This is a genomic window from Paenibacillus odorifer (assembly GCF_000758725.1).
Lineage (GTDB): Bacteria > Bacillota > Bacilli > Paenibacillales > Paenibacillaceae > Paenibacillus_AQ > Paenibacillus_AQ odorifer.
Genome location: NZ_CP009428.1, coordinates 3,634,342 through 3,654,351 on the forward strand (window position 1 = coordinate 3,634,342; position 20,010 = coordinate 3,654,351).

Genomic DNA, 20,010 nt, shown 5'->3' on the forward strand with positions numbered 1-20,010 from the left:
CAAAGTTCACCTCATTAAATATTGCGCAGCATAGAGATATATTCCTCAACAATGTCTTCCCCCTCAATGATCAGATCACCGAGAATATTCATTGCGATTTCATTAATCTCATCAATTAAAAGCTCTGACATCGTGCCATTGGCAGCAGCCAGCTTCAGCATAGATTGACTTCCATCCTCATCCAAAAGAGCAAGCAGTGCTTCCCGTTGTAGTGGATTTAAAGCATTGGCAAACTGTTCTGCCTCCGACCCTATGTTAACCACTTGAGCTTCTTCAATCACATCTACAGGCAACAATTCTTCCTTGCTGTCTTTTATTGGACCGATTTCATCGATAGTTACATCGATCTCGCTATCCTCGTAATCTTCCTGCTCGTCCATATTCTCAACCGTAAGCATCGTCCGTACAATTTCAGAATCACTTTGCAGGCGTTCTAGCTTCTCCGGATCTATGACGACTGCCGGTCCCTTGTCTTCCTGCGTCTCTTTAAGGTACTCACGCTTTAGAAAACGAGTGATCAAATCGTCCATATCGGCATCCACATTAACACCTTTAAGTCGTCCGCGGTAGCCCATCAGTTCCCGTAGTTTATTCTCAGTCAGACGAAATAGCCTGGTAATCAGACTGCGAAGTGGTGGAGATTTACTAATACGTACAACCGGTATAAGAACAGAATAGCCATATAATGAAATGTCATATACGGCACTTCGGAATAAATAACGCTCCCGCATCACCGCTGGTCCAGGTGGAAACATTTCAACTAGATTGGAGCCGTGTTTCCGGGTGACATAAGCATTGATTAACGCCACGACCTGCGGAATGTATTGTTCAAGAGCTTCTTTGCCTTCTCCGATGTAGAACTTGGATTTACTAATATCATAGTCCGACATTGCCGTTAATACTGCAAAGGTTAGTTGCTCAGGCGCTGCGGTCAAGCCTCTCATTAATTCAAGTTCCGCCAGATCTCCTGCAAGACCACGTGAACGAGCCACAATGATAGAAAGCGGGACATCCAAGTGATGTACAAAAGAGAAGTCCGCGATCCAGCCGCCAAGATATTGATCCAAGCGTTTATAACTTTCCCGGTAAGCTTCCCAGATCTGATTTAGCTGCCTATAGCCATCATAAGGATCAGTCCACCCCACACCATTAATAAGCTCATATACATGCAGAAAAATATAAGAAAGATCTGTTTTCAGATATCTGCCTTGTCTAACTTCATTCCGCCAATAGAAATACCATCTGCTCTGCGTGCCTGTCATATGGCCATATGTAGGCCAGTAACTCTTAAAAGGAACAAATAGCGCTGAATCCTCAGTTTTATCAACCAATTCCTTCGCTCTTGTTACGAACTGCCCTTCGGTGGTAGTCACAGGCTCCGGTGTTTCCATCTCTGTATCCCAAAGCTGCAGCTGTAATGATGGTTCAGGGGATGAATTCGTTTTGCCTCTATTCGTTGAAGATGACTTAGACAACAGCGGTTCAGGGGAATTTCGCGGCGGAATCGGTACATTTTGTTCCGTACTTTCCCAGACTAATTCTGTGAAATGCGGCTGCTTCCTATCATTACTCATGTGCGATCGCTCCGTCCTTATAAATAAGGATTAATGTAAAAAAACGGTCCTGTTCACAACTGTGAAGGAACCGTTTTGTTCTTACGTAATAGTAGTGGTCATCCATACAGGACGACAACATCGTTTCTCCTTGATATTTTAGCATTGTTGATAGATTAACATCAAGTATGTAATGCAGAATCACACTTTAGAGAAGCTCGGTTCCCTTTGTTTCTTTGCCAAGGAACAATACCGCTAATGCACCGATAACAATCGTTACAAAAAATAACATAAAGATCGAGCCAATCGCCATAGATTTACCTACTAGAACCCCTACCAGCAAAGGTGCGATAATGCCCCCAATCCGGCCAAAGGACGTTGCTAAACCAGCACCTGTGGAACGAATAGCCGTTGGGTACAGCTCTGGCGTATAAGCGTACATGCCACCCCAAGCGCCAAGATTGAAGAAGGATAAACAAATTCCGGCAGCCATCAGCATTCCTTCAGTAGTCGCATTTCCGAACCATGCAGCGCTAACCGCAGTGAACAGCATATAGATGACTAGGACAAATTTACGTCCGAACTTTTCAATAAAGTAAGCGGCAGTAAAATATCCAGGCAGCTGAGCGAGCGTCATAATAAGCACATACTCGAAGCTTTTGACCAAGCTGAAGCCTTTAAGTACCATAACTGTAGGCAGCCATAGAAACATGCCATAATACGAGAACACCACCGTAAACCATAAAATCCACAACATAATTGTAGAACGGCGATATTCTGGCGACCATACGGTAGCGATTCGTTTCTTTAAGGAAACGGGTGCCTTTTTAATCTCAGCAAATTTCGGTGAATCATCAATCGCCCGTCTTAGATATAAAGCGTAGAGTGCAGGTACAGCCCCAATTCCGAAAGCTATACGCCAGCCATAATCAGGGATAATGAAGAACGCGATTAATGCAGATGCAATCCAACCGACTGCCCAAAAGCTCTCCAAAAGCACAACCGCACGGCCTCTCTCCTGAGCAGGCATGCTCTCTGAGACCAAGGTAGAAGCGACAGGCAGCTCTCCGCCAAGACCAAACCCAGCAATAAAACGAAGCACACAGAGGATCGCAAAGCCTGTTGCAAATGCAGATAATCCGCTTGCCGCCGAGAAAATAAGGAGTGTCCACAGCAATACCGGTTTACGACCAAAGCGGTCTGCTAATATCCCTGCCGCTGCAGCACCTACAGCCATACCGACGGAATTAATACTAGTCAATATACCGATCTGCTCCGGTCCCAGATTCCAATCCTTAGCTAAAGCTGCTACAACAAAAGAAATCATTCCGACGTCCATCGCATCGAACATCCAGCTCAAGCCAGCGCTGAAGAGTAATTTCCTTTGTTTCGGATTCCGCAGCAGTGTCATTTGATTCACTTCGAAGCCCCCTTATTTCAACCTGCTAACTAATAAAACTTACTTTTGATTGTTTCACTTATACATTTTAAAATTGAAGTGCTCAAAAATCAAGAAATAAAGCAGCATTAAAGTATTGCCTAGCCAGCGATTGAAAATAACAGGTCTGCACAGAAATTGTAGCGATAAGCAGCATATTACGAACGGATTCTCTCTGCGCTCTCGACAAATGTGTCAGCCGGTTAATTACACGATCTATAGAGTTTTTTAACGAGGTATCTTCTTTCCAAGAGAACTCCTTGTGCAACACTTGATCTACTTTACATTGCGTCTGAATCGATGGACTGCTTTTGATCTCCTCAAAAAGCCCTGCATATGCGTAATACAGCTTGGCCGGTTCAATTAGATCATCATCATCGCGATCCGGCTTTAGGAACATTAGCTGGAACAATTGGCGAATACTTTCAAAGTTAAGGGCTGATTTGAGATCATCAATAATAAACAAAAGCGCCGCCTGATTAACCGAATATTTCTTTCCTTCTTTAGGCGAACCGAGATATTCCTTGAAGTCGCGCTTGACCCAATTTTGCATAGCTGTGACGGTCAATGTGGAATACTCTATAAGATGGCCCAATGAAGCAATTTCACCAAGTGAAAAGCCTTTTACATGGCCGCCTTTAATGATCTTTTGTAATATGGGTGGAACATTGGTTGATAAAAAAGCGGGTAACGAAGTCCCCTTTTGTAATTCTTCACGGTGAAACTTTGCCCATGCCTCTTGGAGGATATTCAGCGGTTTCCGGTCTGACAATCCGGTCAATGAGAGCAGTAGACTGGACATCTCCACACGAGTCAATGCAAATGATTCCATATCTGTTTCCCTCCACCATTTGATATTTCACTGAAAAGTTCGTAGAATAGTTCATAAGAACTCATAATAATGAGTATAACCTATTTTAGGAACGAAAGGGATGGTAAAGATTATATGGGTATAGGACTTAGTTTGACGTTGGTGGTTATTTTGATTATTTTAACCGCTTTTTTTGTAGCAACAGAATTTGCATTGGTGAGACTTAGAGGTAGCCAGATCAGTCAAATGGTGCTTGACGGAAAGAAGAATGCCTTAGCAGTACAGAAGGTATCCGCTAATCTCGATGGCTATTTATCCGCTTGTCAGCTCGGGATTACTATCACTGCGCTGGGTATTGGTGCACTGGCAGAGCCTGCATTCGAACAGTTATTGCTTCCTATTTTCGACTGGGCCAATATCAGTTCTAGTGTGAGTCACCCTCTTGCGTTTTTACTCGCATTCATCATTGCAACATTCTTACACGTCGTTGTCGGAGAACTTGCTCCGAAGACGGCAGCTATAAACATTCCGGAAAAAATCGGTCAAATTACTTCACCGCTGATTATTTGGTTCTACAGAATTTTGTACCCTCTCATTTGGTTCATGAACGGTTCCGCTAATATGCTTGTTCGACTTTTTGGGATGAAACCAGCTAGTGAGCATGGAGACGCGCATAGTGAAGATGAGATTCGTTTGATCTTGTCCGAGAGTTACGAAAGTGGGAAAATCAATAAAGCCGAATATGGCTATGTTAACCGAATCTTTACTTTTGATGAGATGCTCGCCAAAGAAATCATGGTTCCGCGAACCGATATGGTATGTCTTTTTACCAATCATTCGTTGAAAGAAAATTTCGAAATTATCCGCAAGGAGCAATATACTCGTTTCCCTGTGGCACAAGGCAGCAAGGATAATATTATCGGAATGATCAACACGAAACAGCTCTATTTGCAGTATGATAACAATCCTGATTTTGATTTCCACAGCTTAATTCAACCCGTACTGACAGTATCTGAGGTGACACCAGTCAAGAATCTTCTAACTCGTATGCAGTTGGAGCGTGTGCATATTGCCTTGCTGCTTGATGAATATGGTGGAACATCCGGTCTCATCACGATTGAAGATATTTTGGAAGAAATCGTTGGTGAAATCCGTGACGAGTTTGACGGTGATGAACGCAGAGAAGTCGAAAAAATAAGCGATACTAACTATCTATTCGATGGTAAGGTATCTCTGTTAGAGGTCAAGGATCTTACAGGGCTTGATTTCGAAGATGAAGAAGTGACCACAGTTGGAGGTTGGGTATACAGTCATATTACCGATCCAGCCATTGGCAAAAGTATTGTTCGTGACCATGTAACATTGACCATCCGCGAGATGAACAGATACCGTGTCCGCAAGGTTGAAGTTGTTATCGAACAATCAAGCAACACTGAATCATCATAAATTACGAAATCATAACCTTTATTCATAAAAAAAAGGATAGGGTCATCAGATTAAATCTGATCCTCTATCCTTTTTTCTTTTGGGAGAATTTTGCTCATATAATATTCGTCCACCCACTCACCATCGATAATAAGAGATTTCCGCTTCGTCCCTTCGATTTCAAACCCGTTCTTGATATATAGCGCCAAAGCAGCTTGATTATGGGTCATGACGGATAACTCAAGACGAACAATCCCATTGTTCATAGCCCAGATGTCCATCTCACGGAACAGGCCAGCTCCAATCCCATTCCCCTGATATTGTTTCTGAATCCCAATCACTATGTACGCGCTATGTCTATTACGTCTAACACTTCCACCTCTAACAGACAAGTAACCTGCCAAATGATTGTCAACCTCTGCCCCTATAAGAATTGAAGTTTCTGCTACCAGAAAGCTTTCGATCATTTCTTTGACCTGACAAAGACTAGCTTGTCTTTCATCCGGTTCCAATAACATAAATTTGGACTCCTGGTCTAACTGATGCTGAAGTCGAAGCAATTCACCTGCATCCTCCGGCACCAGTTCTCTAAGTGTAACCATCATATCATCACTTCCAATCGTAAATAACTATAAATACTTCTTGAACAACTTGCTGGAGCTGCCATCATAACCTAGATGCTCGTAAAAACGATGCGCTTCTTCTCTCTTTGCAGCACTTGCTAACATAATCTTAAGGGCTCCCTTGGAGATTGCTACATTCTCGGCATGTCTCATTAGCATTGCGCCATACCCTTTTCCTCGTACTTTTTCAGCCACAATAACTCTTTCTATAACAGCAAAGGGCCTATCGTCACACAAAGCATCCATACAAAAATGAAGATGTAACGACCCGACAATTATTCCTTGTTCTTCGTACACATAAAGAAAACTATCCGGATGATCTGCTATCTGCTTCAGTCGCTCAGGGGATACATGAATAGCTGGATGCTCAGGCAGCAAAATCCGGTATAGTTCTTCAATATTGATAGCGTCTTTGGGCACAGCTTCTCTTATCATTCGTCTACTCCCTTCTATATAACGCTTAACAACGACAGACCATAATCACATTTCCATCGGGATCTTTAAAATTAAACCAATGATCATGTTCGATATCCGTCAGAATCTCTCCTCCGTTGGCCTTTACATAATCATAAGCAGCATCAATGTCCTCGGTGTTTAGATGAAACGAAGGGATGTTTAGAACAGATTCAGCGGTGTAAATCTTACTGTCCAAAACGATGCCCGGTCCCTGCATAGGGACTACATATAAATGGCCGAATAATACCTCTCCATCTAGTGGCAGTCCAAGCAATTGGCAATACCATTGTTTAGATTTCTCAATATCCTTTACCGGAATAAAAACAGCACCAATCTGATTCAGAATCGGACTTATCATCATTAAGAAAGCCTCCTCTTTAAAGTTGACGGATAGGGTGTTATTCTAGAATAATTCGATAAAATATGTCAATTACCTCCCTCCATTTAGGGAAGGGCTGGTAAGTTGTGTTATAATTCTGTGAGCATTACTCCAATATCACGTACGTCAGGAGAATTACATTGGCTAACCTGAACTTCGGTGGTTTTAAAATGACCCCGCCCAAAGTTTTATCACTAGGATTCTTAATCCTTATCACTGCCGGGACTTTTCTGCTTAGTCTCCCGGTCTCCTCAACATCCGGACAAATATCCTTTATCGATGCCTTGTTTATGGCGACTTCAGCCACATGTGTTACAGGTCTTGCAGTCATTGATACGGGAACTCAGCTAACTACCTTCGGACAAGTTGTTCTACTCATTTTATTTCAAATCGGAGGATTAGGCTTTGTAACGATGGCTACTTTGATTACCTTGGTCCTTAATAAACGGATATCCTTGAAAGAGCGAATCCTTTTGCAAGAATCTATGAACCAAAATTCGATGCAGGGAATTGTACTCTTAATCCGTAGGGTCCTGATCTATTCTCTTGTTATTCAGCTGTCGGGTGCCGTGTTGTTTGCTGGAAGGTTTATGATGGATATGCCCTTTGGGAAAGCAGCATATTATGGGATTTTTCACAGTATATCTATCTTTAATAATGCAGGCTTTGATCTCTTCGGTGATATTCATGGGCCTTTTAGCGGACTTACTCGTTTTGTAAATGATCCCATTGTTAACTTCACCTCAATGAGCCTTATATTTCTTGGAGGGATTGGTTTTATCGTTCTGTCTGATCTTATGGACTTTCCTAAACGCAGAAGACTCACTCTTCATTCAAAGGTTGTTCTTTGGACTTCTCTTATATTGATTATTATTGGTGCGGGGCTGTTTTTCCTACTGGAGTATAATTCTACGCTGAAGCCCTTGAGTGCAAGCGGAAAGTTTTGGGCGACCTTTTTACAAGCGGTAACTCCGCGATCTGGTGGTGTCACCACCATTGAAGTTCCACTTTTACGGCAATCCACACAATTTCTGATGATTCTATTGATGTTTATCGGTGCTGCACCTGGGTCGACGGGTGGAGGAATTAAGATCACTACATTCGCCGTACTGGTTACTGCGGTAGCTGCACGATTACGGGGGAAAGAAGATATTGTAATGTTTCGCCACCGGATCGCTAAAGAAAATGTATATAGAGCCCTTACCATCACATTAATGTCTCTTATGCTGCTTGTCATCGCTACGATGTTATTATCCTTGACCGAGAGCGCTGAATTTCTAACTGTACTTTTTGAAGCTGTATCTGCTTTTGGAACCTCAGGCTTATCTATGGGCCTTACTCCGGAACTGACTACGGCAGGAAAGGTTCTAGTGATTATCCTGATGTTTATGGGCCGGACCGGACCACTTACACTTGCTTATGCTTTGAAACCAAAAGGTAGTAAAGAACTGTATCGTTACCCAGAAGGTAAGATAACGATTGGATAGTCATGATATGGCCAGCGGCTACCAGATAATGCCGCTGGCGTCATATCAATAATAGTATTATTCTTCCACGATTTCTTGTTGATCAAGTGCCGCATCCAGCAACTGATTGTACACATCATCGTCATTCTCCAGCAATGCATCCGTTTCTAAGAACTGTTCCTCGCTCCCAGGCTCACCCGCAAAGCTTAGACTGTAATCCCATTCCGTTCCTCTTGTACTGAAGAAAGTAATTTCATATGGAGCCTTATGATTTTCGAGAGTGAATACAGTCCTCCCTACATAACTTTTATCTTCTTTACGGCTCATTTCAGCACTTACGATCTCTAAATTCATCCACTTATCTTCCTTCCTATCATCAAATCAGCTACCCTTTCAGTATATCATTGAAATGATTGTAATTCCTTCTCTTTGCTCTGTAAATTCCACGTAATTGACTTTTTTCATCCGGCGGTTAATAATTTAGTACAATGCTTGTAAAGTACTAAACTATTAGTAAATGGAGGAAATTACAATGACTGATTTTCAGGCTAAGCTTAGTAAATATGCAGATTTAGCTGTACAAATAGGTGTTAATGTTCAACCCGGGCAAATTCTAGTGGTGAATGCACCGATTCTTGCCGCTGATTTCGTACGTCTAATTACCGCTAAGGCATATGCCATCGGAGCAAGTTTAGTTAAGGTGAACTGGAGTGATGCGAGCATTACACGCCAACAGTTTGAACACGCTGCGCCAGAGGTATTCACTCAGCCTCCTACTTGGTACGCAGGTGAAATGACTGAATTCGCCGAAAAAGGTGCGGCTATCCTTAACGTGATCGCTGAAGATCCTGATGCACTTAAAGGTATTGATCCAGTACGTATCTCCAATTTTCAAAAAGTACGTGGAGCTGCCCTCACCAAATATCGTGAAATGCAAATGTCCGACAAAGTTAGCTGGAGTATTGTAGCTGTTCCTTGTCAAGCTTGGGCGGATAAAGTGTTCCCTGAGGTTCCAGCCGAAGAACGTGTAGATAAACTCTGGGAAGCCATTTTCCACACCGTGCGTCTTGACCGTGAAGATCCAGTAGCTGCATGGCAGGAGCATCTCGACACCTTAGAACAAAAAGCAAATGTACTCAATGCAAAAAAATATAAAAAGCTGCATTACATAGCACCTGGCACTGACCTTAGCATCGAGCTTCCTGAAGGCCATATCTGGGCACAAGGAGACAGCATTAATGCAAAAGGTCATTCTTTTGTAGCCAATATGCCTACCGAAGAAGTCTTCACTGCACCACTAAAAACTGGTGTTAATGGCACTGTAAGAAGCACAAAGCCACTTAGTCATGGCGGCAACATCATCGATGGCTTCTCTATTAGCTTTGAGAACGGCCGTATTGTAAGTGTTACTGCTGAGCAAGGTCAAGAAGCGCTAGAGCACCTCATTAGTATGGATGAAGGAGCGAAATACTTAGGGGAAGTTGCCTTGGTTCCTCATAAATCCCCTATTTCTGAATCCAACATTCTTTATTACAACACATTGTTTGACGAAAATGCTTCTAATCACCTTGCTATAGGTATGGCTTATGCCTTCTGTTTAGAAGGCGGTAAAGATATGAATCCAGAGCAGTTAATTGAGCATGGCCTCAACAATAGTGTAACCCATGTGGATTTCATGATCGGGTCAGCTGAGATGAACATTTACGGGATAACTGCTGATGGAACTGAAGAACCTGTCTTCCTGAATGGAAACTGGGCGTTCTAATTTAAGCACACAAGAGATACAGGATATTGGGAGGAATAGAAACTATGTTGGATTTCAAGCAAAAGCTGGAGAATTACGCATTGCTGGCCGTGAAGATTGGCGTTAATATTCAACCGGGTCAGACACTCGTTGTGAATGCAGATATTGTATCCGCAGAGCTTGTGCGACTTGTGGTTCGTAAAGCCTATGAAGCCGGCGCGAGACTTGTAAAGGTGAATTATAGTGATGAAGTTGTATTACGTACACGATATGATCTTGCTCCATCCGATTCCTTCCTGGAGCCGCCGCAGTGGCAAGCCGATGAATTAGAGGATCTTGCTAAAAAGGGAGCCGCATTTCTAACCATTATCTCTGCTGACCCGGATCTTTTAAAAGGCGTTGAACCTGGAAGAATTGCCGATAATCAGCGTATCTCTGGGCAGACCCTAGCGCCATATCGTGAGTACTTAATGGGAAATCATGCGAGCTGGAGCGGTCTTGCCTTCCCATCAGCCTCTTGGGCGGAAAAAGTGTTCCCTGATGCTCCATCCGAGCAGCAGGTTGAACTGTTATGGGATGCCATCTTTAAAGCCACACGTGCGGATCAGGACGATCCTATTGAAGCATGGAGCCGCCATTTAGATGGACTCAAAACTCGTTGCGCTTCCTTGAATGAAAGTAAGTTTCGCAAGCTGCACTATACAGCACCTGGTACAGATTTAACTATTGAGTTGCCGGAAGGACACATCTGGTGTCAGGCAGGAGCTGTGAACGGTAAGGGCGTCCCTTTCTTAGCCAATATTCCTACGGAAGAAGTGTTTACTGCCCCTTTGAAGTCTGGTATTAATGGTAAAGTGAGCAGCACTAAGCCACTTAGCTACGGCGGCAATCTAATCAATAACTTCACGCTGACCTTTGAGAACGGTAAAGTGATTGATTTTACTGCTGAAGAAGGCGCTGAAACTTTGGCATCACTAATCGCGCTGGATGAAGGCTCTTCCTATCTTGGCGAAGTTGCTTTGGTACCTTTCCACTCTCCGATTTCTGAGAGCGGTATTCTTTATTACACTACGTTGTATGATGAGAATGCCTCCTGTCATTTGGCTTTAGGTGCAGCTTATGCCTTCACAATTCAAGAAGGAATTACGATGACTAAGGAACAGCTGTTGGAAAAAGGAATGAATCAAAGCCATACCCATGTTGACTTTATGATGGGCTCTCCTGAAATGAATATTGACGGAATTAACGATGATGGAACAACAGTACCTATCTTCCGTAATGGGGATTGGGCTTAAGGCTTAAACAACACCCGTTAGATCCTAGATAGAACCAACTTCAAACAACCCGCTTAGCTCTCTAATTAGAGAGTAAGCGGGTTGTTTTTGTTTTAACAATAACATTTCAGGTGGTGAAATGCCCAAATTTGAATAAATGTTCAATATTTGTTCACACTATTGTTGATTTTCGTTCACAAATATGTCACAATACAATTAAGGATTGAATTTCCAAGGAGGGGATTATCATGTTGAGAGACCCAGTATCCAAAGAAGTTGACAGCATCGAAGAAGAACAGCTAGAAATTCAACCACCGGTAGATTCAAGAATTGTTGCATCTAATGCTATTAAATACACTGCCTATGTTATGCTGCTTTTTGGATTCTTGTATTTCCTGATTGCTTACTTGGCGCCTATGTTGGAACCTTAATGTGATGGATATAACTTTATTGGAAAACGCTTACGGTTAATCACTCTCTATGGAGTAGTGATTAACCGTTTTTATTAATTCCATGAGAATGCTTTGTTTGTCCAAGCTATTGCTGTAGGCGACCATACCCCGTTCATCTTCGATTGTATCCAAGCTATGGCCTCTTCTCTATCCCCTTCAAAAGCGGATAAACCGTTATCTGACATCCAGTGACTGACCGTCTCGAACGAGGTACTACTCCAACCATTTACTTCACCTTCATCATTCAGGCGTTGCTTGATGCCTGAGATCACCATATCTAAAGATCCTTGCAGCTCAGTAACCGCGTTATCGAAGGCTGTTTTCTTTTCTTTTGCCTTCATATCAGCCTCTGCCCGAAGTTTACGTGTATCAATACCTTCATGTTCACGAACAATCTGCAGCAAGGTCACAGCTTCTTTACTAGCCAACCCATCCTTATACCGCTCTTCAATAGATTTGGTACTGCCTGCTGCTGCTACAAATGCCGGGAACCACTCCCTTGAGACCAAAATAGCCTTTTTCTTAATAAACTTTCCGTATCCTGCAAGGCCCTCACCTGGAAACTGCGCACGCCATGACCACGGATCTAAATCTGTTCCAGTATGCCAATTCTCGGGCTTAGTTAAGCCGTTTAAAGACGGGTGCCCGGGGATGAGCGCAGCAAGCGGTAAAATCCCCAATTTCGCAATAACCTCTGCTGTTTCACCATAAGTGGTGACACTACCTTGTTCATATTCCTGACCCATTTGTTCATCATCTCCTAGATCTAATTTAATCAGATTTCATATTTCCAATTCCGGTTATAAAAGTGCTAATCAAGCGGGTTAGACTCTCGTTAGTATCGAGCGCCATACCGAATCCACCCTTTTGCTCCAATGAGGCGAATCCATGCAGGATACTCCGTAATCCCCTTACGGCATGAAGTTCTCCTTCTTCGCCTAATAGATAACTCTTCATCACCTGAATTATAAACTGCAAAATATGCTCACCAGCCGCTTCAAGCTCCGTGTTCTCCTGCTCAGGCGCTCGTAGTGTAGTCTCATACAGACCTGGTCTACTCCTAGCAAAATCCACATATGCCCGGCCCATTGCGTGTACAGCAGCATCTCCATTTAATCCTTCAGCTGCGTTCGACATGCTTGTAAATAATAACTCTAATCCGTAAATGGCGAGCCCAGTCCGCAAATCCTGCAGTCCATTTATATGGTTGTATAATGACGGGGAACGAACACCTAGTTTACCTGCTAATGCAGCCAAGGTAACGGCCTCTATACCTTCATCATCGGCAATTTCTGCTGCTCTAATCACTAGTGTGTGACGATCTAATCCTGCTCTAGGTGACATTTAATTACTCCTATCCTGAATCATTTGTGCCTTACGTATGGCTTTCTCCATCTCCTGCTTTGGCGCTTTAAGTAAGTTGCCGTGACCAACAGCAAGTAAAGCTGGAGATAACTCTAGAAGCTTAATCGCACTATTCAAAGCTTGAGCTTTATTCCATGTAGCCATTGCTGGAAAAGGAAACAGGGGGATGATGGTTCCAGCCACCGCAGTTCCCCGGAAGGTCTGAAGAGCATCCCCAACGATTACAGCACCGCTGCGTGAATCAAGGAAAGACATAGAGCCGGGGGTATGTCCTGGAGTGTGAATCGCTGTTAATGATCCAATGGTATCCCCTTCGTGGAGAAGGACATCTGGCTTGGTAGCTATCTTCTTCGGCACGCCTCCCTTAATAGGGGTCTGAGGTTCTCCTTCCCGAAGTGAACGATCTCCACGCAGTAATGCCGAATCTCGCTCAGAGATGTACACCTGAGCCTCTGGACGTTGCTTTTTTAGTCCATCCAGTGCCCCAATATGATCATCATGCGCATGCGTTAAGATTATGCGTGTAAGCTTCTTATTTAGCTTCGCTTCAGTATCCATAATTCCTTTTAGACTAAATGGCATAGCGGCATCTATTAAAGTCAATCCATCCTTTTCCTCAATAATGTAACAATTCACTGGAAAAAAATTTGGCATCCAAGTCAACTGCAATAAATGACCTTCACGTGTTACTCTCATCCTTACCCCTCCGATAAACTAATGGTATTAGCTTAAATATAAACTAATGACATTAGTTTTGCAAGAGATTGTTATCTTTAATCTTTAATCTTTAATATTTAACTCTCAATGTTCTTGTCAGCATTTTTGTTGGATTTATTAATTATGTACCACATCGCCCAAGTGATCCCTATGAAAAAAACAACCGCCCCCACGAGAGTACTCGATATATTTTTTCTAATATCCACTTCTCCCGCTTCTCTAAAATCAAGCAAAAATGTTAGCGTGGCCCAAATAATCGTGCTGATAACACCCGATATTAAATGAATCTTCTTAAACCGTCTGAGTTCTCCTTCCTTACTCGGCAGCAGGTATATCCCATCTTTGACACAACGAACGGTAACATACAAGCAACCTAACAGCATAATCCCAAAAGTATCTACCCAATATTTGATGTCCCATTCCAGGATAAATACTTTTACCAAAAGGCTGATCATAAATCCCACTAACACAATCAATAATCCGTGCGTACTAAACTTCTGAATTTCTGTGATAATTCGTTCGTCTTTAATCTTTGGCCCTTTCACAACTAATCCTCCCAAAAAATATCGTTTAATGACGTATCTAACGCCTTGCAGATGGCTATGCACAGCTTAATCGTCGGGTTATAGTTACCAGCTTCAATCAGGCCGATCGTCTGCCGTGTAACCCCTACAACTTCCGCTAACTGTTCTTGGGAAAGATTCTTTTGGATCCTTGCCAGCTTTAACTTGATGTTTTTGTTCTCTCCCACTCCATAACCTCCCTTTAATGTTTGTGATGCATTCCATTTTCCACCATTGTAATCTATATCGGTCATTATGTACATTATATATTACATTTGTTTATTGGGATCAACATTTCACTTTAGGATCGACGTGTCATTTTAGGATCCAGACTTCATTTTCCATTCCCTCTCCGTCAGGAATACTTTCTCCCCACCGTTGGATCAAATGGTGAAGAGTGATTGTAACTGAGTCCATAGCCAGTCAGCTGCGATGCCTAACTCGCCGCCTTTGCTAGTATGTAAGTACACTTTTGCCAATAGTTCGGACTCAGATGACCTTATTATGCAAATTCGAGTGTTTTCTGCGGGTTATCGGACTCAATTGCAGCTATTTACTCAAAACCACACCAATTCTGCGCCTTTACAAGGTAATAAGAGCTATGGGGTCCGATACTTCTACAAAATGACTCAAAAAGCTCAAATAGCTGCAATACAGTCCGCAACATGAGGTTCTTTAGTTAGTTTAGGTTAGTTTGGGGTTAGTTTGGGGTTAGTTTGGGGTTAGTTCGCTTATTCGCCGTTGCATCGGACTGAGGAGTCCTTATTTCGTATATTTGCAGCTAATTGACGTGCTATCGGACCCAGTTGCAGCTATTTACTCATAACCACACCAGTTCTGCACAGTTACATGGTTATAAGAGCTATGTGGTCCGATACTTCTGCAAAATGACTCCAAAAGCTCAAATAGTTGCAATACGGTCCGATGCGGAGGTCAGTAGGATATCACTAGGGAGCCCGTAGGAGGTCTGTATGAAGCCCGCTGGAGGTCAGTAAAGATCATTAAGAAGTAAGTAGAAGGTTGAGCCACATCAGCAGAGGAACCAGCAGCGAAACGTGATCAGCACCTAGCACCCAGTAGCCCTCCCCCTACTATCGCTAGTCAAAGTAACAAAAAAAAGCATCCCTAAGGATACTTTTGATCTTTCGATGCTTTTGATCTTTCGATCTTTTTGATATTTCGACGCTTTTTCGATGTTTATGATCTTTCCGCTTTTAATATACGAATGCCTTCGACTTTCCTTATTCCACTACGCCATTCTCTGGATAGAAGTCTACGATCTTCAGCAGCTCCGAAGCGTCTGTGCGTGGACGGCTGTCAGGTACAGTTTCCGGATATCCGGCATGGATCATGGCTACAATTTTTTCGCCGGGCTTCACACCAATTTTAGTGCGGAATTCAGGGTTGTTGATGTATGGATCAGTCTTCCAAATCGTTCCTACACCTTGTTCCCAAGCTGCGAGCTGGAAGTTCTGTACTAGTGCGGACGCTGCTGCAAAATCCTCGTCCCACTCTCTTTGCCGAGGATCTTCAGGCATCACTACGATTACTGTTAATGGAATATTCGAGATATATTCTTTACGTTTAGCAGCCACTTCTGGATCAGCTATAGCACGTTTTACAAAAGCAAATGCAGATTCAGCTAGGAATTTCGAACCTTCCCCTTGAAAAGCAATAAATCTCCACGGCTCACGCACACCATGATTCGGTGCCCATACCGCTACATTTAATAATTCCTCTAAAAGGCCTTGTGGAAGTGGATCTTTTTTAAAAAGCTTAATCGAGCGTCGTTCTTTTATTATTTTGGCCACACTATTCTGTTGAGTCTTCTGAGATTGCGTCATAAGATCCACTCCCTAATATAGCAATAATGATAATCATTATCACAAATGATACAGCATCTTTCTGCCTTTTGCAAATAATAGGCAACCATTCGAATCACAGTTAATTTCATTTAAAAACAACCGATATACTTCGCAGAAACTTTCGGATGTCATTGTTTCTCTGCATATTAACTCTTGAATTCACAAAAAAACACCGTTCCCGAAAGAACGATGTTCACAGCTTCAGCCGAATCGGCCCATGATATATTCTTGCGTCATTTGATTCTCTGGATTGGTAAAGACTTTATCCGTCTTATCATATTCGACAAGGGAGCCTAGATAAAAGTATGCGGTATAATCAGAGATCCGAGCTGCCTGCTGCATATTATGTGTCACAATAACGATGCGAAGCTCTTCTTTCAACTCCTTGATTAGCTCCTCTACTTTACCTGTGGAGACCGGGTCTAGAGCTGATGCTGGTTCGTCCAAGAGCAGAATTTGCGGGTTAACCGACAACGCTCTAGCAATACAAAGGCGCTGCTGTTGTCCACCGGAAAGTGCAAGTGCTGAATCTTTTAAACGATCCTTTACCTCATCCCACAATGCTGCTTTGCGAAGACTGCTCTCAACAATCTCATCAAGAGCCTTTTTGCCTTTAATGCCGTGATACTTAGGTCCAAAAGCGATGTTATCGTAAATCGATTTATAGAACGGATTTGGCTTTTGCCATACCATCCCGATCTTCTGACGCAGCTTAATCACATCCGTACCCGGAGCATTAATATCCACTCCATCAATCCAGATGCTTCCTTTTGTTTTTGAGCCAGAAATTTCGTCATTCATCCGGTTCAAAGAACGAAGAAAGGTTGATTTACCGCAGCCGGATGGGCCGATCAGTGCAGTAACCGTATTTTCAGCAAATGGAAGGCTTATCCCCTTTACTGCCTCATATGTTCCGTAAAAAATACTCAGGTCTTCGGTTTGAAAAGATTCACGCACTGCTGTTGCCGACGTTCCCATCGATTACTCCTCCTACATCTCTACTTTAATTTGTATGATTAGTTCATTCTTTTTGAAGCTGTAAGCTTACGATAAATAAATCTTCCGAAATAACGTGCTGCCAGATTGAAGATTAACACCATAATTACAAGCACCGCCGAAGCTCCCGCAGCAATCTGTGCAGCATCTGGAGCTAGACCTTCACTGTTGACCTTCCAAATGTGGACAGCCAGCGTTTCCGCTGGACGGAAGGGATTCAGTGGCGAATTCGCACTAAGTGGATTCCAGTTGGTGAAATCCAATCTAGGGCTACTCATTCCTGCTGTGAACATCAACGCAGCTGCTTCCCCAAAGACACGGCCAGCGGACAAGATAGTACCTGTAATAATTGTAGGTAATGCTACCGGAAACAACACCGAGGTAACAATTTTCCACTTGGATAATCCTAGTGCAAAACCGGCCTCTTTTTGTTGTTTTGGAACACTACGAAAAGCTTGCTCCGTAATCCGCACCATCAGTGGTAGATTAAAGACCGTCAATGCCAATGCACCGGAGATTAAGGAGAAGCCTAGATTGAAATAGTTAACAATCAGCAATAGACCAAACAAGCCGACTACGATGGAAGGGAAAGATGACAATACTTCAACAATCAAGCGAATAAAGCCGGTAATCTTACCGGGACGAGCATATTCCGCCATATAAATACCGGCACCCAGTCCAAGCGGAACTGTAATAATAAGTGTCAGTACTAACAGGAATAAGGAGTTAAATAGCTGTGGTCCGATCCCTCCACCTGCACGAATCTTTTGCGGTGCGGAGAAAAGAAAATCCCAACTGATATGGCTTAAGCCTCTAAAGAGGATATATCCCAAAAGTCCAAGTAGAATGGCAACGATGAGCATCGCGAAAAATACAATAAGACTGGTGGCAATTTTATTTACGGTTCTCGGCTTCAAATTTTATTTCTCCTTTCAAGCATTCTCACAAAGAAGACAAATACGAAAGTCATCAGCATGAGAACCAGTGCCATACTCCACAGTGCATTATTGTGAGGTGAGCCCATGGTCGTGTTCCCCATACCGAGTGTGATCACACTGGTCAAGGTAGAAGCTGACTCAAAGAGTGATTTTGGTACGAATGGCGCGTTCCCGATAACCATTTGTACAGCGAGTGCTTCACCGAAAGCACGAGCCATTCCCAATACAATCCCTGTCATTATGGCAGGAAAGGTTGTTGGAATAATCACCCGCGAAATCGTCTGCCACCGGGTGGCACCAAGCGCATAGGAAGATTCTTTTAAGTTTTGCGGCAATGAAGCCAGCGCGTCTGCAGCCACGCTTGTAATCGTCGGAAGAATCATTACCGAGAGCACAAGCGCGCCTGCAGCTACCCCGATGCCTTGGCCCGGCAGGTTGTTGCGTAGAAACGGTACAATTACACTTAATCCGATGAAACCATATACTACCGAAGGAATCCCTGCCAAAAGCTCAATAACAGGTTGAAGTAATTTTTTGCCCCACCCTGGAACAATCTCAGTCATAAATAACGCAGCGCATAAGCTAAGTGGACTAGCAATCAATGCGGCAAGCAAAGTAACCAGAAAGGAACCCGAGATAAATGGAAAAGCTCCGAAGGAAGGCGTATCCGCTTCTGGCGACCACTTTGTACCGAATAAAAATTCAGAAACTGTAGCATTACCACTTGTGAAGGTTGAAATTCCTTTAGACGCTACAAAATATACCATCGATACAATGATTGTTATCAACAGTAATACACAGAAGGACATATAAGTACGTCCAACAAAATCTTCAATATGATGTTTTTCGAATCGTGAGTTCTTTAGTTTCACCCTCAATTGCTCCCTCTTTCTAAAGTGAAAAGAGAGGCAGATGTATCCGCCTCTAATCACTTGAGATTCTAATCAATAACATTGCCTAGAATTTAATTACTTAGCGGTAACAGTTCCTGCAACGTCGCGAACAACTTGCATTTTAACAGCTGGGATGTATCCAAGTTCAACAACTTCACCAGTTTGCACTTCGTCAGTTAAGAAAAAGTCGAGGAATGCTTTTACTGTCGCGTTAGGTTCACCATTTGTGTACATATGCTCGTAAGCCCACACTGGGTATTTACCAGAAACAACATTATCAACAGATGCTTCCACACCGTCAAGACTAAGTGTTTTAATGGAATCATCCAGGTAAGAAAGAGCAAGGTATCCGATTGCCCCTGGAGTTTCACCGATCATTTTCTTAACCGTACCGGAGGAATCTTCTTGAATCGAACCTGGGATATCTTCTGTTTTGGTTCCAAGTGCAAAGCTTTCAAAGGTTGCACGAGTACCGGAGCTGCCTGGACGGTTGATGATTTGGATTTTTTGATCCGCTCCGCCTACTTCAGACCAGTTAGTGATTTTACCAGTGAAAATGTCCACCAGTTGTTGTTTAGTTAAGCTATCCACACCAGCATCAGGATGAGCTACTGCTGCTATCGCTACTACTGCTACTTGATGATCTACGAGTGCTGCTGCTTTTTCTGCATCTGCATCTTTTAATTTTTCTTCTGCGAATACGTCAGAGTTTCCGATATCTACTTGTTTCTCAGCTACTTGAGTAAGACCAGTACCACTGCCACCGCCTTGAACTTGAATGTCCACGCCAGTGTTTTTATCCATGAAATTCTCTGCTACCAGCTCAACCAAGGGTTGTAATGCTGTTGAACCAGAAGCCAGAATCGAACCACTTATTTCAGCGCCGCCGCTTCCTTCGTTAGTTGCTGCAGCGTTTCCTCCTGTGTTGTTTGCCCCGCCGTTACCGCAAGCCGATAGTGCCAGTACGCTTGTTAAAGCCAAAGTCATGATCCAAGATTTTTTGAATTGCATTGTTTTGTCTCCTCCTAAATGGTTTGTTAGCATGGCTCCCT

22 protein-coding genes are annotated in these 20,010 nt (G+C 43.1%); 5 read left to right on the forward strand and 17 right to left on the reverse strand.

From position 1 onward, the window contains the following. Positions 1 to 14: 14 nt before the first annotated feature. The 3 genes from PODO_RS30080 to PODO_RS15725 all read right to left on the reverse strand — a co-directional run bounded on the left by PODO_RS30080 (position 15) and on the right by PODO_RS15725 (position 3,823). Positions 15 to 1,574: a TerB N-terminal domain-containing protein gene (locus tag PODO_RS30080; protein ID WP_052097073.1), complete on the reverse strand. Its 1,560-nt coding sequence runs from the start codon at positions 1,572 to 1,574 to the stop codon at positions 15 to 17. Between the two features lie 187 nt (positions 1,575 to 1,761). Further along, complete coding sequence (locus PODO_RS15720) at positions 1,762 to 2,964, reverse strand: MFS transporter (RefSeq protein WP_038574515.1); 1,203 nt, start codon at positions 2,962 to 2,964, stop codon at positions 1,762 to 1,764. A 91-nt stretch (positions 2,965 to 3,055) separates the two neighbouring features. After that, positions 3,056 to 3,823, reverse strand: coding sequence for a DUF1836 domain-containing protein (locus PODO_RS15725; protein WP_038571393.1), 768 nt, complete (start codon positions 3,821 to 3,823; stop codon positions 3,056 to 3,058). A gap of 114 nt (positions 3,824 to 3,937) precedes the next feature. Here PODO_RS15725 and PODO_RS15730 point away from each other — a divergent pair, with 114 nt between their 5' ends. Next, positions 3,938 to 5,248 carry a hemolysin family protein gene (locus PODO_RS15730; protein ID WP_036676912.1) on the forward strand — a complete coding sequence of 437 codons (1,311 nt, stop codon included), beginning with the start codon at positions 3,938 to 3,940 and terminating at the stop codon, positions 5,246 to 5,248. Between the two features lie 50 nt (positions 5,249 to 5,298). Here PODO_RS15730 and PODO_RS15735 read toward each other — a convergent pair whose 3' ends face one another. Genes PODO_RS15735 through PODO_RS15745 form a run of 3 tightly spaced genes read right to left on the reverse strand, consistent with a single transcriptional unit; the run spans position 5,299 to position 6,664 of the window. Then, a complete protein-coding gene (locus PODO_RS15735) occupies positions 5,299 to 5,832 on the reverse strand; it encodes a GNAT family N-acetyltransferase (protein ID WP_038571395.1) in 534 nt (177 codons plus the stop codon). Between the two features lie 24 nt (positions 5,833 to 5,856). Continuing rightward, positions 5,857 to 6,285, reverse strand: a complete 429-nt coding sequence (locus PODO_RS15740) for a GNAT family N-acetyltransferase (protein WP_038571397.1) — start codon at positions 6,283 to 6,285, stop codon at positions 5,857 to 5,859. Positions 6,286 to 6,310: 25 nt separating this feature from the next. Then, positions 6,311 to 6,664 carry a VOC family protein gene (locus PODO_RS15745; RefSeq protein WP_036677380.1) on the reverse strand — a complete coding sequence of 118 codons (354 nt, stop codon included), beginning with the start codon at positions 6,662 to 6,664 and terminating at the stop codon, positions 6,311 to 6,313. Between the two features lie 191 nt (positions 6,665 to 6,855). Here PODO_RS15745 and PODO_RS15750 point away from each other — a divergent pair, with 191 nt between their 5' ends. Further along, a complete protein-coding gene (locus PODO_RS15750) occupies positions 6,856 to 8,172 on the forward strand; it encodes a TrkH family potassium uptake protein (protein WP_036677378.1) in 1,317 nt (438 codons plus the stop codon). A 57-nt stretch (positions 8,173 to 8,229) separates the two neighbouring features. On the opposite strand, the gene PODO_RS15755 is transcribed toward PODO_RS15750, so the two are convergent. Continuing rightward, entirely contained in the window at positions 8,230 to 8,505 is a 276-nt protein-coding gene (locus PODO_RS15755) for a hypothetical protein (protein ID WP_038571400.1), read from the reverse strand. 178 nt (positions 8,506 to 8,683) lie between these two features. Between PODO_RS15755 and PODO_RS15760 the strand changes: the two genes are divergently transcribed. The 3 genes from PODO_RS15760 to PODO_RS15770 all read left to right on the forward strand — a co-directional run bounded on the left by PODO_RS15760 (position 8,684) and on the right by PODO_RS15770 (position 11,600). Next, positions 8,684 to 9,916 carry an aminopeptidase gene (locus PODO_RS15760; RefSeq protein ID WP_038571402.1) on the forward strand — a complete coding sequence of 411 codons (1,233 nt, stop codon included), beginning with the start codon at positions 8,684 to 8,686 and terminating at the stop codon, positions 9,914 to 9,916. Between the two features lie 44 nt (positions 9,917 to 9,960). Beyond that, positions 9,961 to 11,190, forward strand: coding sequence for an aminopeptidase (locus tag PODO_RS15765; protein ID WP_038571404.1), 1,230 nt, complete (start codon positions 9,961 to 9,963; stop codon positions 11,188 to 11,190). Between the two features lie 227 nt (positions 11,191 to 11,417). Beyond that, on the forward strand, positions 11,418 to 11,600 hold the full coding sequence (locus PODO_RS15770) for a hypothetical protein (RefSeq protein WP_036676895.1): 183 nt from the start codon (positions 11,418 to 11,420) through the stop codon (positions 11,598 to 11,600). A gap of 74 nt (positions 11,601 to 11,674) precedes the next feature. Here the strand turns inward: PODO_RS15770 and PODO_RS15775 are convergent, their stop codons facing one another. From PODO_RS15775 to PODO_RS15820, 10 genes are all read right to left on the reverse strand, one after another. After that, a complete protein-coding gene (locus tag PODO_RS15775) occupies positions 11,675 to 12,367 on the reverse strand; it encodes an AlkZ-related protein (RefSeq protein WP_036676892.1) in 693 nt (230 codons plus the stop codon). 25 nt (positions 12,368 to 12,392) lie between these two features. Beyond that, positions 12,393 to 12,965, reverse strand: a complete 573-nt coding sequence (locus tag PODO_RS15780) for a TetR/AcrR family transcriptional regulator (protein WP_038571406.1) — start codon at positions 12,963 to 12,965, stop codon at positions 12,393 to 12,395. Continuing rightward, positions 12,966 to 13,682, reverse strand: coding sequence for an MBL fold metallo-hydrolase (locus tag PODO_RS15785; RefSeq protein ID WP_038571410.1), 717 nt, complete (start codon positions 13,680 to 13,682; stop codon positions 12,966 to 12,968). It lies immediately after the preceding gene. 98 nt (positions 13,683 to 13,780) lie between these two features. After that, a complete protein-coding gene (locus tag PODO_RS15790) occupies positions 13,781 to 14,248 on the reverse strand; it encodes a DUF6773 family protein (protein WP_038571413.1) in 468 nt (155 codons plus the stop codon). 2 nt (positions 14,249 to 14,250) lie between these two features. Then, complete coding sequence (locus PODO_RS15795; RefSeq protein WP_036676881.1) at positions 14,251 to 14,454, reverse strand: helix-turn-helix transcriptional regulator; 204 nt, start codon at positions 14,452 to 14,454, stop codon at positions 14,251 to 14,253. Between the two features lie 1,053 nt (positions 14,455 to 15,507). Next, positions 15,508 to 16,110: a nitroreductase family protein gene (locus PODO_RS15800; protein ID WP_052097075.1), complete on the reverse strand. Its 603-nt coding sequence runs from the start codon at positions 16,108 to 16,110 to the stop codon at positions 15,508 to 15,510. A 222-nt stretch (positions 16,111 to 16,332) separates the two neighbouring features. Continuing rightward, complete coding sequence (gene pstB, locus PODO_RS15805; protein ID WP_036687516.1) at positions 16,333 to 17,109, reverse strand: phosphate ABC transporter ATP-binding protein PstB; 777 nt, start codon at positions 17,107 to 17,109, stop codon at positions 16,333 to 16,335. A gap of 38 nt (positions 17,110 to 17,147) precedes the next feature. Then, positions 17,148 to 18,044, reverse strand: a complete 897-nt coding sequence (gene pstA, locus PODO_RS15810; RefSeq protein WP_036687518.1) for a phosphate ABC transporter permease PstA — start codon at positions 18,042 to 18,044, stop codon at positions 17,148 to 17,150. Next, the gene (pstC, locus tag PODO_RS15815; protein WP_036687519.1) at positions 18,041 to 18,943 is read right to left on the reverse strand and encodes a phosphate ABC transporter permease subunit PstC; all 903 of its coding nucleotides are present in this window, start codon (positions 18,941 to 18,943) and stop codon (positions 18,041 to 18,043) included. Before pstC ends, pstA begins: the two co-directional genes overlap by 4 nt. Positions 18,944 to 19,033: 90 nt before the next feature. Beyond that, positions 19,034 to 19,969, reverse strand: a complete 936-nt coding sequence (locus PODO_RS15820) for a phosphate ABC transporter substrate-binding protein PstS family protein (protein ID WP_036687522.1) — start codon at positions 19,967 to 19,969, stop codon at positions 19,034 to 19,036. Between the last annotated feature and the right edge of the window lie 41 nt (positions 19,970 to 20,010).

Bases quoted from the DNA above. Each gene is read 5' to 3' on its own strand.
- PODO_RS15740 (WP_038571397.1), bottom strand. From the start codon at position 6,285: ATGATAAGAGAAGCTGTGCCCAAAGACGCTATCAATATTGAAGAACTA.
- PODO_RS15745 (WP_036677380.1), bottom strand. From the start codon at position 6,664: ATGATAAGTCCGATTCTGAATCAGATTGGTGCTGTTTTTATTCCGGTA.
- PODO_RS15785 (WP_038571410.1), bottom strand. From the start codon at position 13,682: ATGAGAGTAACACGTGAAGGTCATTTATTGCAGTTGACTTGGATGCCA.
- PODO_RS15750 (WP_036677378.1), top strand. From the start codon at position 6,856: ATGACCCCGCCCAAAGTTTTATCACTAGGATTCTTAATCCTTATCACT.
- PODO_RS15725 (WP_038571393.1), bottom strand. From the start codon at position 3,823: ATGGAATCATTTGCATTGACTCGTGTGGAGATGTCCAGTCTACTGCTC.
- PODO_RS15780 (WP_038571406.1), bottom strand. From the start codon at position 12,965: ATGTCACCTAGAGCAGGATTAGATCGTCACACACTAGTGATTAGAGCA.
- PODO_RS15820 (WP_036687522.1), bottom strand. From the start codon at position 19,969: ATGCAATTCAAAAAATCTTGGATCATGACTTTGGCTTTAACAAGCGTA.
- PODO_RS15765 (WP_038571404.1), top strand. From the start codon at position 9,961: ATGTTGGATTTCAAGCAAAAGCTGGAGAATTACGCATTGCTGGCCGTG.
- PODO_RS15770 (WP_036676895.1), top strand. From the start codon at position 11,418: ATGTTGAGAGACCCAGTATCCAAAGAAGTTGACAGCATCGAAGAAGAA.
- pstB (WP_036687516.1), bottom strand. From the start codon at position 17,109: ATGGGAACGTCGGCAACAGCAGTGCGTGAATCTTTTCAAACCGAAGAC.
- PODO_RS30080 (WP_052097073.1), bottom strand. From the start codon at position 1,574: ATGAGTAATGATAGGAAGCAGCCGCATTTCACAGAATTAGTCTGGGAA.
- PODO_RS15755 (WP_038571400.1), bottom strand. From the start codon at position 8,505: ATGAATTTAGAGATCGTAAGTGCTGAAATGAGCCGTAAAGAAGATAAA.
- PODO_RS15800 (WP_052097075.1), bottom strand. From the start codon at position 16,110: ATGACGCAATCTCAGAAGACTCAACAGAATAGTGTGGCCAAAATAATA.
- PODO_RS15760 (WP_038571402.1), top strand. From the start codon at position 8,684: ATGACTGATTTTCAGGCTAAGCTTAGTAAATATGCAGATTTAGCTGTA.
- PODO_RS15775 (WP_036676892.1), bottom strand. From the start codon at position 12,367: ATGGGTCAGGAATATGAACAAGGTAGTGTCACCACTTATGGTGAAACA.
- PODO_RS15735 (WP_038571395.1), bottom strand. From the start codon at position 5,832: ATGATGGTTACACTTAGAGAACTGGTGCCGGAGGATGCAGGTGAATTG.
- PODO_RS15730 (WP_036676912.1), top strand. From the start codon at position 3,938: ATGGGTATAGGACTTAGTTTGACGTTGGTGGTTATTTTGATTATTTTA.
- PODO_RS15720 (WP_038574515.1), bottom strand. From the start codon at position 2,964: ATGACACTGCTGCGGAATCCGAAACAAAGGAAATTACTCTTCAGCGCT.